The following is a 13,523-nucleotide window of genomic DNA, read 5'->3' on the forward strand; positions in this document are numbered from 1 at the left end:
GAAATGTTTACCATAACTGTAACCCTTGAGGAGGCTAAACCATGAGCAATATTAGCAGGCAGCAGCAGGCCGATCTTGCAGTAGATGCCTACAACACCCGTACAGTAACCAAAGGAAATAAAACCATCACTATTGGAAACAATGAATATAAAGTTCTAGCCGTCCGCAACAACCCTGTAACAGGTTATCAAGGAACGGTGTACCAAGATGTCCGAACCAATGAAATTGTCGTTGCCCACCGAGGAACGGCCAGCGTTACGGATGGTATCATCGACCTTGCGATGGTAACCAGTTGGGCAAATCTTCAGACTGCCGATGCGGAAAAGCTGACCCGTGAGGCGATAAAGTTAGCTAATGACATACATCGAAACGATCCTCGAATTCCCATCCCAAAAATCACCCACGTCGGACATTCCCTCGGCGGCGCACATGTCGAAATCCAAGCCCACCGTTTCGGGCATGAAGGCGCAACCTTCAACGGCTACGGCGCGGTCGGAATGCACGGCGTTCCCAAAGGCGGCAGCACGGTAACCAACTATGTAAAAGCTGCGGATACGGTTTCCGCCGCCTCCGCCCATTACGGCAAGGTCATCGTATTGGCTGGACAAGACGACATCGCGCTGTTGCAAAAATTCGGTTACAACAATCAAAGCAATACCAGAGCCTATAAAGCCGTCAGCGTAGCGGCCCGTTCTATTAAAGTTCATTCTTCCGACAACTTCGTGGGCAAAAACTCCATCCTCTCCGAACGCAATTTTAACCAGGCACTTCAACTCGCCGAATCGAATAAAAACATGATTCAGGATTATCGAGGCGATGTAGCGGTAAGTAAAGCAGCCATTTCGCTTGCCGCTTTCGGCGCTGCACCGCTGGCAGAAAAAGTCCGTATCCTCAGTAACCATCCGCATAGGCAAAAAGATGAACAAGCGGAAAAAATCCAAGAAATCATCAACAGTGTACCGCCGCCGAAATCCCTGTTCGACAACAGGATGCTGTATATGATGCAGAACGACGGCACACGTCCCGATGCAGGGAAGGAAGCCTATGCCGACGCAGGCAAACCCGACATCAGCAAGCCCTTAGCCAAAAATGCCTCTGTCGACAAATTCCGCGAATACGGTTTTGCAGCCTTGCTGTCAGATGACGATAACAAAAGGTATGCTGCTTTGGACAGCCTGCTGGATTCGGATGTCGGGCGCGGTTTGCGGCAAAACGCAGACAAGGTTTATGCCACACAGGAACGCGAGCAGGAAGTGGCACGCTTGGCGGAAGAACAGGCGCGGCAGGTTGATGCGCCTGTGATGCGGATGGGCCGCGGTTAGTAGGTTGGATAAATAAAAGCGTTAATCGATCAAAGGCTGTCTGAAACTTTCAGACGGCCTTTTGATTTGTTTCCAACCTCACAAACCCTTAAAAATCAGCTATAATGCCCAACTATTTGATTTTCGCTTATCCCATATTGAAATGGCACAAAAAATTCAATCTGTAAAAGGTATGAACGACCTTTTACCTGTCGAACAAAAAGATTTCAAACTGACGGCTGCGTTTTGGCAGGCGTTTGAAGATACGGTCGGCCGTTGGACACGCGCTTACGGTTATCAGCAAATCCGTACGCCGATTGTCGAGCAAACCGGTTTGTTTGTCCGCTCTATCGGCGAGGAAACCGATGTGGTCGGCAAGGAAATGTACACCTTCTCCGATTCAAACGATTCTTTGAGTTTGAGCCTGCGTCCTGAAGGTACGGCTTCTTGTCTGCGTGCTGTGGTCGAACACAACCTTCTGTACAACAGCCCGCAAAAACTGTGGTATATGGGGCCGATGTTCCGCCGCGAGCGTCCGCAAAAAGGCCGTTATCGTCAGTTCCATCAGGTCGGTATCGAGGCTTTGGGTTTTGAAGGGCCGGATATCGATGCGGAAATTATTGTGATGTCTGCTGACTTATGGGAAAAATTGGGTATTCGTGAATACCTGACTTTGGAAATCAACAGCTTGGGCAACCGTGAGGAACGCGCGGCACACCGTGCGGCATTGGTTGAATATTTGACCCGCTATGAGGCGCAATTGGATGAAGACAGCAAACGCCGTCTGAAAACCAATCCTTTGCGCGTTTTGGATACGAAAAACCCTGATTTGCAGGAAATCTGCAACGCGGCGCCGCGTCTGGTGGATTACTTGGGTGAGGCTTCGCAAAACCACTATGCTCGCTTCAAGGCGATGTTGGACGGTTTGGGTATCCAATATATTGAAAATCCGCGCTTGGTCCGTGGTTTGGATTACTACAATCAGACAGTTTTTGAGTGGACGACTGACAAACTCGGCGCGCAGGCGACTGTGTGCGGTGGCGGCCGTTACGATGGTTTGATTGAAGAACTTGGCGGTAAGCCTGCGCCGTCTATCGGCTTTGCGATGGGTATTGAGCGCCTGCTGCTTTTGGTGAGCGAATACGGCTCGCTGGAAGTGAACGCTGCGCCTGATGTCTATGCAATGCACCAAGGTGAAGGTGCGGACTTGCAGGTGATGAAATACGCGCAAGCCTTGCGCGCTCAAGGTTTCAATGTGATGCAGCATTCCGGCTATCAGAGCCTGAAAGCGCAAATGAAAAAAGCAGACAACAGTGGCGCACGCTTTGCCCTAATTGTGGCTCAGGATGAGCTGGCAAACGGTACGGTTACCCTGAAAGATATGCAGGGCAAACACGAACAACAAACCGTTGCCGCCGCTGATTTGACAGACACTTTACAACAATGGAAGAACGCATAAATGGCAGCCCATTTGGAAGAACAACAAGAGTTAGACAACTTTAAATATTTTTGGAAACGCACCGGCCGTTGGATTTTTACCTTGCTGATCGTGGCGTCTTTGGGGTATTTGGGTTACACCATTTACCAAGGCCAAAAAGCTTCAAAAGATCAGGAAGCTGCCGCCGTATTGGCGCAAATGGTGGAAAAGGCACAGCAAAAAACCGACCAAAAAGCCATCAACGCCGATTTGGCCGAATTGCAAAAAAACTATCCTGATTCTATTTCGACAGCCCAAGCCACTTTGATGGTAGCGGCAACCGAGTTTGATGCCGGCCGTTATGATGTGGCGGAAGGTCATTTGAATTGGGTGCTGAAAAATCAAAACGCACCGCTGGTTCAAGCTTTGGCAGCGCAGCGTTTGGGCGTTACCCTGTTGCAGCAAAAAAAATACGATGCCGCCATCAATGCCCTGAATACTCAGGTTGAGGCTGATTTCGAGCCTTTGATGTTGGAAACCAAAGGCGATGTTTACGTTGCTCAAAATAAAACCAAAGAAGCCATACAAAGTTACGAAGCTGCTTTGAGCAAAATGCCGCAAACCGCAGTAGGCCGCGAATTGCTGCAAATGAAAATCGACAGCTTGAAATAAGTTTGTTTGAAATCAAGGCCGTCTGAAGTTGCAATGACTTTTCAGACGGCCTACACTTATCCTTATCAACCGTGTTTTTAAAACACCTGCTTGTGTTCCGCTCCCGTTTTTAGGCGGCACTTGACACAGAAAGACTCAATCATGAAACCAACCATCGCGCTTGTCGGCCGTCCCAATGTCGGCAAATCTACTTTATTCAACCGTTTGACGCGCACCAAAGACGCGCTCGTGCATGACTTGCCCGGCCTGACGCGTGACCGACATTATGGTCATGGCAAAATCGGCAGCAAACCTTATCTCGTCATCGATACCGGCGGTTTCGAGCCGGTTGTGGACAGCGGGATTTTGCACGAAATGGCGAAGCAGACCTTGCAGGCTGTCGATGAAGCCGATGCAGTTGTGTTTTTGGTGGACGGCCGTACCGGTTTGACGCCGCAAGATAAAATTATTGCCGACCGTTTGCGCCAAAGTCCGCGTCCTGTTTATTTGGCTGTGAATAAAGGCGAGGGTGGCAATAGGGCCGTGCTTGCCGCCGAGTTCTACGAACTTGCCCTGGGCGACCCTTATGTTATTTCAGGTGCGCACGGCGATGGCGTGTATTATCTGATTGAAGATATTTTGGAAACCTTCCCTGAGCCTGAAAAAGAAGAGGAAGAAGCCAAACATCCTGTTTTTGCCGTTATCGGCCGTCCGAATGTCGGTAAATCGACCTTGGTAAACGCCATTCTCGGCGAAGAGCGCGTGATTGCCTTCGATATGGCAGGCACGACGCGCGACAGTATCCATATCGATTTTGAACGTGAAGGCAAACCGTTTACCATCATCGATACCGCAGGTGTACGCCGTCGCGGCAAAGTGGATGAGGCGGTGGAAAAGTTCTCCGTTATCAAAGCCATGCAGGCTGTTGAAGCGGCAAACGTTGCCGTCTTGGTATTGGACGCGCAACAAGATATCGCCGATCAAGATGCGACGATTGCGGGTTTTGCTTTGGAAGCAGGCCGTGCCTTGGTGGTGGCGGTCAATAAATGGGACGGTATCAGCGAAGAGCGCCGCGAGCAAGTGAAACGCGATATCAACCGCAAACTGTATTTCCTTGATTTTGCTAAGTTCCACTTTATTTCCGCGTTGAAAGAGCGCGGTATAGACGGTTTGTTTGAAAGCATTCAGGCTGCCTATAATGCGGCGATGATTAAGATGCCGACGCCGAAAATTACACGCGTATTGCAAAGCGCGATCGAGCGTCAACAGCCGCCGCGTGCTGGCTTGGTGCGTCCGAAAATGCGTTATGCCCACCAAGGCGGCATGAATCCGCCGGTGATTGTGGTACACGGCAATTCGCTGCATGCGATTTCAGACAGCTATACGCGCTATTTAACCCAAACATTCCGCAAAGCCTTCAATCTGCAAGGTACGCCGCTCAGAATTCAATACAATGTTTCGGAAAACCCATATGAAAATGCGGAAGACAAACCGAAGAAAAAACCGCTGCGCCGTGTCAGCCTGAGCAACCGTATTGAGAAACGCGAAGGCCGCAAGGAAGAGAAAAACCGCTTCAAGAAGAAAACCAAAGTCAGCGTGAAAAAACAATTCAGCAAATAAACACAAGGCCGTCTGAACAATTTCAGACGGCCTTTCTATAATGAAAAACAGCTCGTTAGAGCTTCATGACATATTTTCGATAGGGCTTGCCGAATTTAAAAAAAATATCCAATTTGGATTTGGGATTGTTGTGAATATGAAAACGAAACAGTCGATTTGGCGGGAAGTTCCCTTATTGCTGGATTCCTAAACGGTGTGATAGAAAAAAATAGTTGGTAATTTATCCTATTCGGGGCTACAATCCCATCAAACGCCGATTTTGGCGTCTTTACAATCATAATAATGGAGCTCAAGAATATGACAGCTAAAGGACAAATGTTACAAGATCCTTTTTTGAATGCGTTGCGTAAAGAGCACGTTCCGGTTTCAATCTACTTGGTCAACGGCATCAAGCTGCAAGGTCAAGTGGAATCATTCGACCAGTACGTTGTTCTGCTGCGTAATACTTCCGTCACTCAAATGGTTTACAAACACGCTATCTCAACAATCGTTCCTGCACGCGCAGTCAGCCTGCAACACGAAAACAAACAACCTCAAGCCGCTGCCGCAGCTGCTCCGGTTCAAGTTGAGACTGCGCAACAGCCTGCTGAATAAATGATGTAACGCATTCCTGTTTTTCAATACCTTACCGCTTTTGCGGTAGGGTATTTTTATTTTCAGACGACCCTTATCATGCTGCTTGAAAACATTCTTCCCTTTGCTCACTCCCTGTTACGACAAGCCTTAAAAGCAGGCGGCCGCGCTTTGGATGCGACGGCCGGAAACGGGCATGATACTTTGCTGTTGGCGCAGTCTGTTGGCGAAACGGGTAGAGTGTGGGCATTTGATGTGCAATCTAAAGCACTGGTGCAGACTCAAGGCCGTCTGAAAGAAAACGGCGTAGATGGCCGGGTAGCCCTGATACATGACGGCCATGAAAACCTTTTATCTTATATCGACGAGCCTTTAGATGCCGCAGTATTTAATTTCGGTTGGCTGCCAGGTGGCAATAAAAGCTGTACGACTGAAGCGGCAAGCAGTATCCGTGCGCTGACTGATACTTTGGGTTTGTTGAAAGAGGGTGGGCTTGCCGTGGCGGTATTGTATCCGGGGCATGAAGCTGGCCGAATAGAGGCTGAGGCGATTGTGCAATGGGCGGAAACTTTGCCGCAGGAAGCATTTGCCGTGTTACGCTATGGCTTTGTCAACCGCCGCAATGCGCCTCCCTATCTGCTGGCGATTGAAAAGTTGCGTCAGAAATAGATGTTTGCGGTAAAATAGATGCTTTGTTTTTCAACCCTCAACATAAGAAACTGCCATGCAATATCTGTTTGTAAAATACAGCCATCAGATTTTCGTTGCCATTACCATCCTGTTGTTCAACATCCGTTTTTTCCTGCTCTGGCGTCATCCTGAGAAGCCGTTGGCAGGCATTTGGAAAGCCATGCCGCATTTGAACGACACCATGTTGCTGTTTACCGGCTTGTGGCTGATGAAGATTACCCATTTTTCGCCGTTCAATGCGCCGTGGCTCGGCATGAAAATCTTGCTTTTGCTGGTTTATATTGTATTGGGCATGATTATGATGCGTTCGCGTCCGCGTTCGCCGAAATTCTATATTGTCTACGTTTTGTCCATGTCGTGTGTTGCCACGATTGTTTTCCTTGCTAAAACCAAAACGCTGCCGTTTTAAACGAGGCTGTCTGAAATGTATCCGCATTTTGCCGTTATCGCTTTGGGCAGTAATCTCGCCAATCCTGCCGAACAGGTTTGCGCTGCATTGGCCGAATTGGACGCGCATCCGCATATCCGGCTCGAAAAGGCTTCTTCCCTGTATCTGACTGCACCAGTCGGCTATGACGATCAGCCCGATTTTGTGAACGCCGTTTGTACCGTGAAAACTTCATTGGACGGCGTGGCGCTGTTGGCGGAGTTAAACCGCATCGAGGCCGAATTTGGGCGCGAACGTACCTTCCGTAATGCGCCGCGTACTTTGGATTTAGACATCATCGATTTTGACGGTATCCGTAGCGATGACCCGCATCTGACTTTGCCGCATCCGCGCGCGCATGAGCGCAGTTTCGTGATGTTGCCGCTGGCTGAAATTCTGCCGGATTTTGAGTTGGGCGAGCATGGCCGTGCGGCTGATTTGGCTCAGGCTTTGGGCGGGCAGGGGATTCGCCTGTTGAAAGAATAAAGGCCGTCTGAAAACGGACTAAAACAAGAAAGGGCGTGTTGGACACGCCTTTTTTGCTATAAAATATTGTTGGGAAACACATTACAAAGAGTTACTATGAATCCTCGTTATATTGTTGTCGAAGGCGCCATCGGTAGCGGCAAAACCGCTTTGAGCCGCCGTTTGGCAGAGCATTTCAGCGCGTTGCTGTTGTCGGAGAATCCGGATCACAATCCGTTTCTCATGAAGTTTTACAGCAATGTTTCCAATAATGGCTTGGCTGCCGAGCTTTTCTTCCTAACGCGCCGCGCTGAAAGCGTGAATATTATTGAAGGCCAATGCGCGCAAGGCGGAATGGTTGTGGCTGATTTTCTGCCGGAAAAAGACCGTATTTTTACATCTATCGTTTTGAATGATGACGAGCAGCAGCTTTTTGCCGATATGAAGCAACGCATTCTGCCGCAATACGCGGAGCCCGATGTGGTGATTTATCTGCAAACCGCCGTCGAAAACAACCGCAAACGCCTGCAAAAACGTCACGAAGGCATCATCAGCTTGTTTCCCGAAGGTTATTTGGGACGGGTGCATGACGAATACAGCCATTTCTTCCATTTGTATCAAAGTGCGCCTTTGCTGACCGTCAATGCCGATGAGTTAGATTTAGCCGGCAATGACGATCATTTCCAGCTTTTGTTGCGCGCATTAGAAGATTTTCAAGGTACGCGAAGTTATTTGAATTTAAGCGAAAAATAAATGCAGGCTAGGTTTAGGCCGTCTGAAAGGAATAATATGTCAAAATATCAATTCACACTCCCATCTTCTTCCGGCAGTGATTTTAACTCCGCCGAACATTTGCCGTTGGTTGTCTATTTTTATCCTAAAGACAGCACGCCCGGCTGTACCACTGAAGGCTTGGATTTCAATGCCCGATTGGAACAATTCAAAGCATTGGGCTATACCGTTGTCGGTATTTCGCGCGACGGTGTCAAATCGCATCAGAATTTCTGCGCCAAACAAGGCTTTCAGTTTGAATTGTTGAGCGACAAAGAAGAAACCGTCTGCAAACTGTTTGACGTGATCAAGCTGAAAAAGCTTTACGGCAAAGAATCCCTCGGCATTGAGCGCAGCACGTTTGTGTTGGACGAAAACGGCGAAATCGCCCATGAATGGCGCAAAGTCAAAGTAGCCGGACACGCGCAGGAAGTGTTGGATACAATTTCTCAAGCCTCTTAAATAGGGCTTTGAAAACCTAAGGCCGTCTGAACGGATGTAAAGTCATGCCGTTCAGACGGCCTTTCAATACAGTTTGATGAGTATGGACGATTTAATAGACAAGCTGCTTGAATCCCTTTGGCTGCAAGACAGGCTCAGCCACAATACGCTGCAAAGTTACCGCCGTGATTTGGTCAAAGTTGCCGCGCGTTTGGCCGAGTGCGGGCAGGATTGGTTGAGTGCCGATGAATTTGCCCTGTCTGATTCCGTGTATGCGGAGGGGGAAAAAAGCACGTCCCAAGCGCGGGCATTGTCGGCTTGCAAGCGCATGTACGGCTGGCTGGAAGAAACGGGCCAAAGAGCAGACAATCCCACCCGTTTTCTCAAAGCGCCGAAATCGGAACGCAAACTGCCCACGCTGATTACCGAAGTCCAAATCGACGCGCTGCTGGCTGCGCCGGATGTGGAAACGCCGCACGGACTGCGCGACAAAGCCTTGCTCGAAGTCATGTATGCAACAGGCTTGCGCGTGACCGAAGCCGTCAAATTGACGCTCAGTGATATCGATTTACATCGCGGCAGTATCCGCACCATAGGCAAGGGCGACAAATTGCGTCTGGTTCCATTGGGACAGGAAGCGGCATATTGGGTGGAACGCTATTGCAACGAATCGCGCCCGTTGTTGCTGAAAAACAAAATCTGCGACGAAGTGTTTGTCAGCCAAAAACGCAGCGGCATCAGCCGTCAGCTTGCATGGATGATAGTCAAAGAATATGCCGAAGCGGCCGGTATTGCTTCGCTCAGTCCGCACGGTTTGCGCCATGCTTTTGCCACGCATTTGGTCAATCACGGCGTCGATTTACGTTCGGTCCAGATGATGTTGGGACATTCCGACATCAATACCACGCAGATTTATACCCATGTTGCCAATATCCGTTTGAAAAACATGGTCGATGAACACCATTCCCGTTCATAAATAAAGGCGGCATCTCGAAGATGCCGCTTTTTGTTATTGAGGCCGTCTGAACGGTTATAAAGTTTATTATTTATAAAATAACAATCAAAATACAAATTTACATAGAAAAATTTCAAAACAAAAGGACAGTGCCAATATTGCAATGCAAACCGTTTTTATTTATATTTACGTTTAAGAATAAATCCTACTCTCAATTACAGAGAGTAACAAAAATAATTGGAGCACATCATGTTCGTATGCATCTGCAATGCCATTACTGACCACGACATCAAAGAGACTATCGCCGCCGGTGCAACCACCATGAGCGATTTGAAGGCTCAATTAGGTGTGGCGACTTGTTGCGGTTGTTGCGGCGAATTGGCAGCGTCATTTTTGACTGCAAGCAGTGCTCAAAATACCGTGACTGCCGGTATCAACGTTCAGTCTTAATTTTAGAATGTATACAAAGGCCGTCTGAAGGCGTGACAGAAATCCTTGATTTCGTTTCGCGCCTGTTCAGACGGCCTTTGTCATGCCTGTATGGTTTGGAGGCATTTTGCTATACAATGGCCGCTTTTGTCCCTCCGAGAGTAACCGCCATGAAACTGACCTTGATGTTTCGGGAGTATTGCAGCCTGTGCCACAAAATGCGCGAACAATTAAAGCCTTATCAGGAGCAGTTTGGATTTGAGCTGGATATTGTCGATGTTGATGAAGATCCGGTTTTAGAAGAAAAGTACAATGAGCTGGTGCCTGTTTTGCTGGATGGCGATACCGAAATCTGCCATTGGTTTTTGGACGAAGAAAAACTGAAAGCGCATTTGAGCGCGTAACAAACCGTTGACCATATTGTCTTTCAGACGGCCTTTGGCTGTTTATGCCGTCTGAACATTGATTTTATTATGACTGAAAAACTTTCTCCCGATGCGCTGATTGAAGCGGCGCTGTTGACGCAAGTCGAACCCCTAAACGAGAAAACCATGCGCGAATTGTGCGTGCCGCCGTTGTCGCAAGACAAGCTGATTGACGTGTTGGCGCAACTGAAGGCCCGCTGGCAGGGCAGGGCTTTGCAACTGGTGCATACCCATGAGGGCTGGCGCTTCCAAATCGCCCAAGCCGCGTTTGAACGACTGGGCAGCCTGCAAGAGCAGCGCGCGCCGCGTTATTCCCGCGCCGTGATGGAAACGCTGGCGATTATTGCCTATCAGCAACCGGTAACGCGTGGCGATATCGAAGGTATACGCGGCGTAGCGGTGTCGCAAAATGTCATGCAAACCTTGCAGGATAGAGGCTGGATTGAAGTCATCGGCCACCGTGATTCTGTCGGCCGTCCGGCTTTGTGGGCGACGACGGCAACATTCTTAAGCGATTTGCGTTTGGAAAGTTTGGAAGAATTGCCGCCGCTGACTGAATTGGGTGAGCTGGTGTTGCCTGATTTGATGGAAACGCCGCCGACAGGCGATGAGGAGGCTGAAGAAGCAGTTGAATCAGAAAGTAGACTGATTAACTGATTTAAATGTAAAGGCCGTCTGAAACAATCGTGTTTCAGACGGCCTTTATTGTTGTATAACACTATGATGTTATGTGGGGCGTGTTGATTTCGGCTGTGGCTATTGTATTGCTGGGTGCCGGCGGTTTGCCCATCTTGCAAACCATGACTCTGATTGCGTCTCTGCCGTTTGCGGTGTTGATGATTTTTATGATGGTTTCTTTGTGGAAAGCCCTGAACAGCGATGCCAAATATTTTGCAACTGCCGTCAATCCGAGCAGTATTTTCTGGTCGGGCAATCATTGGAGGGAACGCCTTGGCCAAATGATGAATCAGACGCAGGAAGTCGATATCATCAAATTTATGAAAAATACGGCGCTTCCGGCAATGCAGGAATTGAAAAAAGAATTGACCGAAAAATACAATATGGACGTAGAAATCCGTTGCCTGTTACAACAAGATGAACCGTCGGTGGAACTGGTGGTGCATAAAGGGACGGTAAGGGATTTTGTCTATGGGATTAAATCCGTAAAGCGGGAAATTACCGACCAGTTGATTCGCGAAGACAGCCTGCCTCATTTCAAATATGCGGCAACGTTCATACCGTTGACGTATTTCTCGGATGGGCGCGATGGATACGATGTGCAATATATGACGCAAAAAGAATTGATTGCCGATATGCTCAAGCAGTATGAGCGTTATCTGAACTTGCTTGCCGGAGTGGGGCAGGAATTGATGGGGCATGAACAAGTAGAGCTGGCAGAGTAAAATAAATTTAGGCCGTCTGAAAATGTAGCAATATTCAGACGGCCTTTTTATTGCCGGCTTAAAAAAATAATTTGTTTAAAATAAATATCTTAGATAAATAATAAGAAAAATCTGATTCAAACTATAAAAAATCTTAGTTATAATCAGCTTATCTAAAGCTATTCCGCATAGGTGCGGGTAATTTACTAAGGAATACTGCAATGCTGTTGGCACTTTCTTTGCGTGATTTTGTCATTGTTGAAAACTTGAATCTTGATTTTCAAAACGGCTTTACCGTATTAACGGGCGAGACCGGTGCAGGCAAATCGATTACTCTGGATGCGATTGGCCTGTTGTTGGGCGATAAAGCCGATTACAGCCAAGTGCGCAGCGGCGCCAAAGAAGCGCAGTTGTCGGCTTTATTCGACATCAGCGGTTTGCCCGAACTGAAAGCGCAGCTGCAGGAGCAAGGCCTTTTGGAAGAAGATGCCGAAGAGCTCAGTATCCGCCGTATTATCGATGCCAAGGGTAAAAGCCGCAGTTATATCAATAATCAGGCAGCAACATTGGCGCAACTGAAAGCCATCGGCGAGCAGTTAATCGATATTCACGGCCAAAATGCCCATCATTCGCTGAATCAAGAGTCTGCGCAACGCGAGTTGTTGGATGCGTTTGCCGGCAGCAAAGAGCAGGCAGAAACGGTCAAACAGCTTTATCAAAATTGGGTTAATGCGAAAAAGGCACTGCAAGAAGCACAAGAGCAGGCAGAAACCATGGCCATTGAGCGTGAGCGTTTGGAATGGCAGTTTAATGAATTGAACCAATTGGAGCTCAAACCGAACGAATGGGAAACCTTAAGCCAAAGCCACGACAGCCTGGCGCATTCGGCTGAGTTGCTGCAAACCGCCGAACAAGTAGGCGACAGTATAGACGGGGACAACGGCATCCAACGTCAAATCTGCCAATGCCAAAAACTGCTGGGCAATCTGCAAAACATTGAGCCGCGCTTTGCCGAGAGCCTGAATATGTTGGCAAGTATTGAAGCAGAATTGGGTGAAATCAGTGCCAATATGCGCGATGTGGCCGGTCGCAGCGATATCGATCCTAATGAATTGGCCGCACAAGAAAGTCGTATGGGCGAATTGATGAGCATGGCGCGCAAATACCGCATTGAGCCGGAAGAGTTGCCGCAAAAGTTGGCAGAAATCGACGAACGCCTGCAAAACCTGCAAGCGGCTGCCGATTTGGAAGCCTTGGAAAATACAGTCGCACGCAATCTTGCAGAATACCACGAAGCCACGCATATTCTCTCCGCCATGCGCCATCAGGCGGCCGGCCGTTTGGGCGAAGAGACCACCGAGCATATGCAGCATTTGGCCATGAAAGGCGCACGTTTTGATATCGTCTTGTTGCCGTCTTCGCCGACCGCACATGGTCTGGAGCAGGTACAATTCCAAGTGGCGGCGAATAAAGGCAATCCGTCCCGTCCTTTGAACAAAGTGGCTTCCGGCGGCGAATTGGCGCGTATCAGCTTGGCTTTGCAAGTGGTTGCCAGCCAATACACACAAGTGCCGACATTGATTTTCGACGAAGTGGATACCGGTATTGGTGGCGGCGTCGCTGAAATGGTCGGTAAAGCTTTGCGTGCCTTAGGTAAAAAACATCAAGTCTTGGCGGTAACCCATCTTCCTCAAGTTGCCTCTTGCGGTGAAAACCATTGGCAGGTCCGCAAGCATAGCAAAGGCGAACAAACCGTCAGCGAAATCAGCGTCTTGAACCATCATCAGCGCATTGAGGAAATCGCGCGTATGCTGGGTGGCGAAATCATTACCGATACCACACGCAGCCATGCCGCCGAACTCTTGCATTTGGCAGCTGCCTAAAAGTCTTAGGCCGTCTGAAAATAGAATTCAGACGGCCTTTTCTATATTTTGCCACCTTTTCAGGCAGGCAGAATACAAGGTATGATTATATTG

At 48.7% G+C, this 13,523-nt stretch carries 15 protein-coding genes and 1 pseudogene; all 16 read left to right on the top strand.

The window, feature by feature from the left end:
• Positions 1-41: 41 nt before the first annotated feature.
• Positions 42-1,322 carry a Tle-like phospholipase domain-containing protein gene (locus HMPREF2872_RS04755; protein ID WP_070631594.1) on the top strand — a complete coding sequence of 427 codons (1,281 nt, stop codon included), beginning with the start codon at positions 42-44 and terminating at the stop codon, positions 1,320-1,322.
• A gap of 142 nt (positions 1,323-1,464) precedes the next feature.
• Positions 1,465-2,760, top strand: coding sequence for a histidine--tRNA ligase (gene hisS, locus HMPREF2872_RS04760; protein WP_070631596.1), 1,296 nt, complete (start codon positions 1,465-1,467; stop codon positions 2,758-2,760).
• The gene (locus tag HMPREF2872_RS04765) at positions 2,761-3,390 is read left to right on the top strand and encodes a YfgM family protein (RefSeq protein WP_070631598.1); all 630 of its coding nucleotides are present in this window, start codon (positions 2,761-2,763) and stop codon (positions 3,388-3,390) included.
• A gap of 141 nt (positions 3,391-3,531) precedes the next feature.
• The gene (gene der, locus HMPREF2872_RS04770) at positions 3,532-4,989 is read left to right on the top strand and encodes a ribosome biogenesis GTPase Der (protein WP_070631603.1); all 1,458 of its coding nucleotides are present in this window, start codon (positions 3,532-3,534) and stop codon (positions 4,987-4,989) included.
• 297 nt (positions 4,990-5,286) lie between these two features.
• On the top strand, positions 5,287-5,583 hold the full coding sequence (hfq, locus tag HMPREF2872_RS04775) for an RNA chaperone Hfq (protein WP_003683208.1): 297 nt from the start codon (positions 5,287-5,289) through the stop codon (positions 5,581-5,583).
• Between the two features lie 78 nt (positions 5,584-5,661).
• Positions 5,662-6,231 (top strand): tRNA 5-(aminomethyl)-2-thiouridylate-methyltransferase MnmM, encoded by a 570-nt coding sequence (locus HMPREF2872_RS04780; protein ID WP_070631605.1) that lies wholly within the window; start codon positions 5,662-5,664, stop codon positions 6,229-6,231.
• A 55-nt stretch (positions 6,232-6,286) separates the two neighbouring features.
• The gene (locus tag HMPREF2872_RS04785) at positions 6,287-6,661 is read left to right on the top strand and encodes a SirB2 family protein (RefSeq protein ID WP_049350659.1); all 375 of its coding nucleotides are present in this window, start codon (positions 6,287-6,289) and stop codon (positions 6,659-6,661) included.
• Positions 6,662-6,676: 15 nt separating this feature from the next.
• Entirely contained in the window at positions 6,677-7,165 is a 489-nt protein-coding gene (gene folK / locus HMPREF2872_RS04790) for a 2-amino-4-hydroxy-6-hydroxymethyldihydropteridine diphosphokinase (protein WP_070631607.1), read from the top strand.
• Positions 7,166-7,261: 96 nt separating this feature from the next.
• Positions 7,262-7,897 carry a deoxynucleoside kinase gene (locus HMPREF2872_RS04795; RefSeq protein WP_070631609.1) on the top strand — a complete coding sequence of 212 codons (636 nt, stop codon included), beginning with the start codon at positions 7,262-7,264 and terminating at the stop codon, positions 7,895-7,897.
• Between the two features lie 36 nt (positions 7,898-7,933).
• Positions 7,934-8,377 (top strand): peroxiredoxin, encoded by a 444-nt coding sequence (locus HMPREF2872_RS04800; RefSeq protein ID WP_003683206.1) that lies wholly within the window; start codon positions 7,934-7,936, stop codon positions 8,375-8,377.
• Positions 8,378-8,453: 76 nt separating this feature from the next.
• Positions 8,454-9,332, top strand: coding sequence for a site-specific tyrosine recombinase XerD (gene xerD / locus HMPREF2872_RS04805; protein ID WP_070631611.1), 879 nt, complete (start codon positions 8,454-8,456; stop codon positions 9,330-9,332).
• A gap of 228 nt (positions 9,333-9,560) precedes the next feature.
• Positions 9,561-9,761 carry a (2Fe-2S)-binding protein gene (locus HMPREF2872_RS04810; protein ID WP_070631613.1) on the top strand — a complete coding sequence of 67 codons (201 nt, stop codon included), beginning with the start codon at positions 9,561-9,563 and terminating at the stop codon, positions 9,759-9,761.
• Between the two features lie 149 nt (positions 9,762-9,910).
• Positions 9,911-10,144, top strand: a complete 234-nt coding sequence (locus HMPREF2872_RS04815) for a glutaredoxin family protein (RefSeq protein ID WP_036472354.1) — start codon at positions 9,911-9,913, stop codon at positions 10,142-10,144.
• Between the two features lie 69 nt (positions 10,145-10,213).
• The gene (locus HMPREF2872_RS04820) at positions 10,214-10,822 is read left to right on the top strand and encodes an SMC-Scp complex subunit ScpB (protein WP_070631615.1); all 609 of its coding nucleotides are present in this window, start codon (positions 10,214-10,216) and stop codon (positions 10,820-10,822) included.
• Positions 10,823-10,890: 68 nt separating this feature from the next.
• Positions 10,891-11,568: pseudogene (locus HMPREF2872_RS04825) on the top strand (BCCT family transporter); the annotation flags it as partial.
• A 200-nt stretch (positions 11,569-11,768) separates the two neighbouring features.
• Positions 11,769-13,430, top strand: coding sequence for a DNA repair protein RecN (gene recN, locus HMPREF2872_RS04830; protein WP_070631619.1), 1,662 nt, complete (start codon positions 11,769-11,771; stop codon positions 13,428-13,430).
• The last annotated feature ends 93 nt before the right edge of the window (positions 13,431-13,523 follow it).

The organism is Neisseria sp. HMSC069H12, assembly GCF_001812735.1.
Classification (GTDB): domain Bacteria; phylum Pseudomonadota; class Gammaproteobacteria; order Burkholderiales; family Neisseriaceae; genus Neisseria; species Neisseria subflava.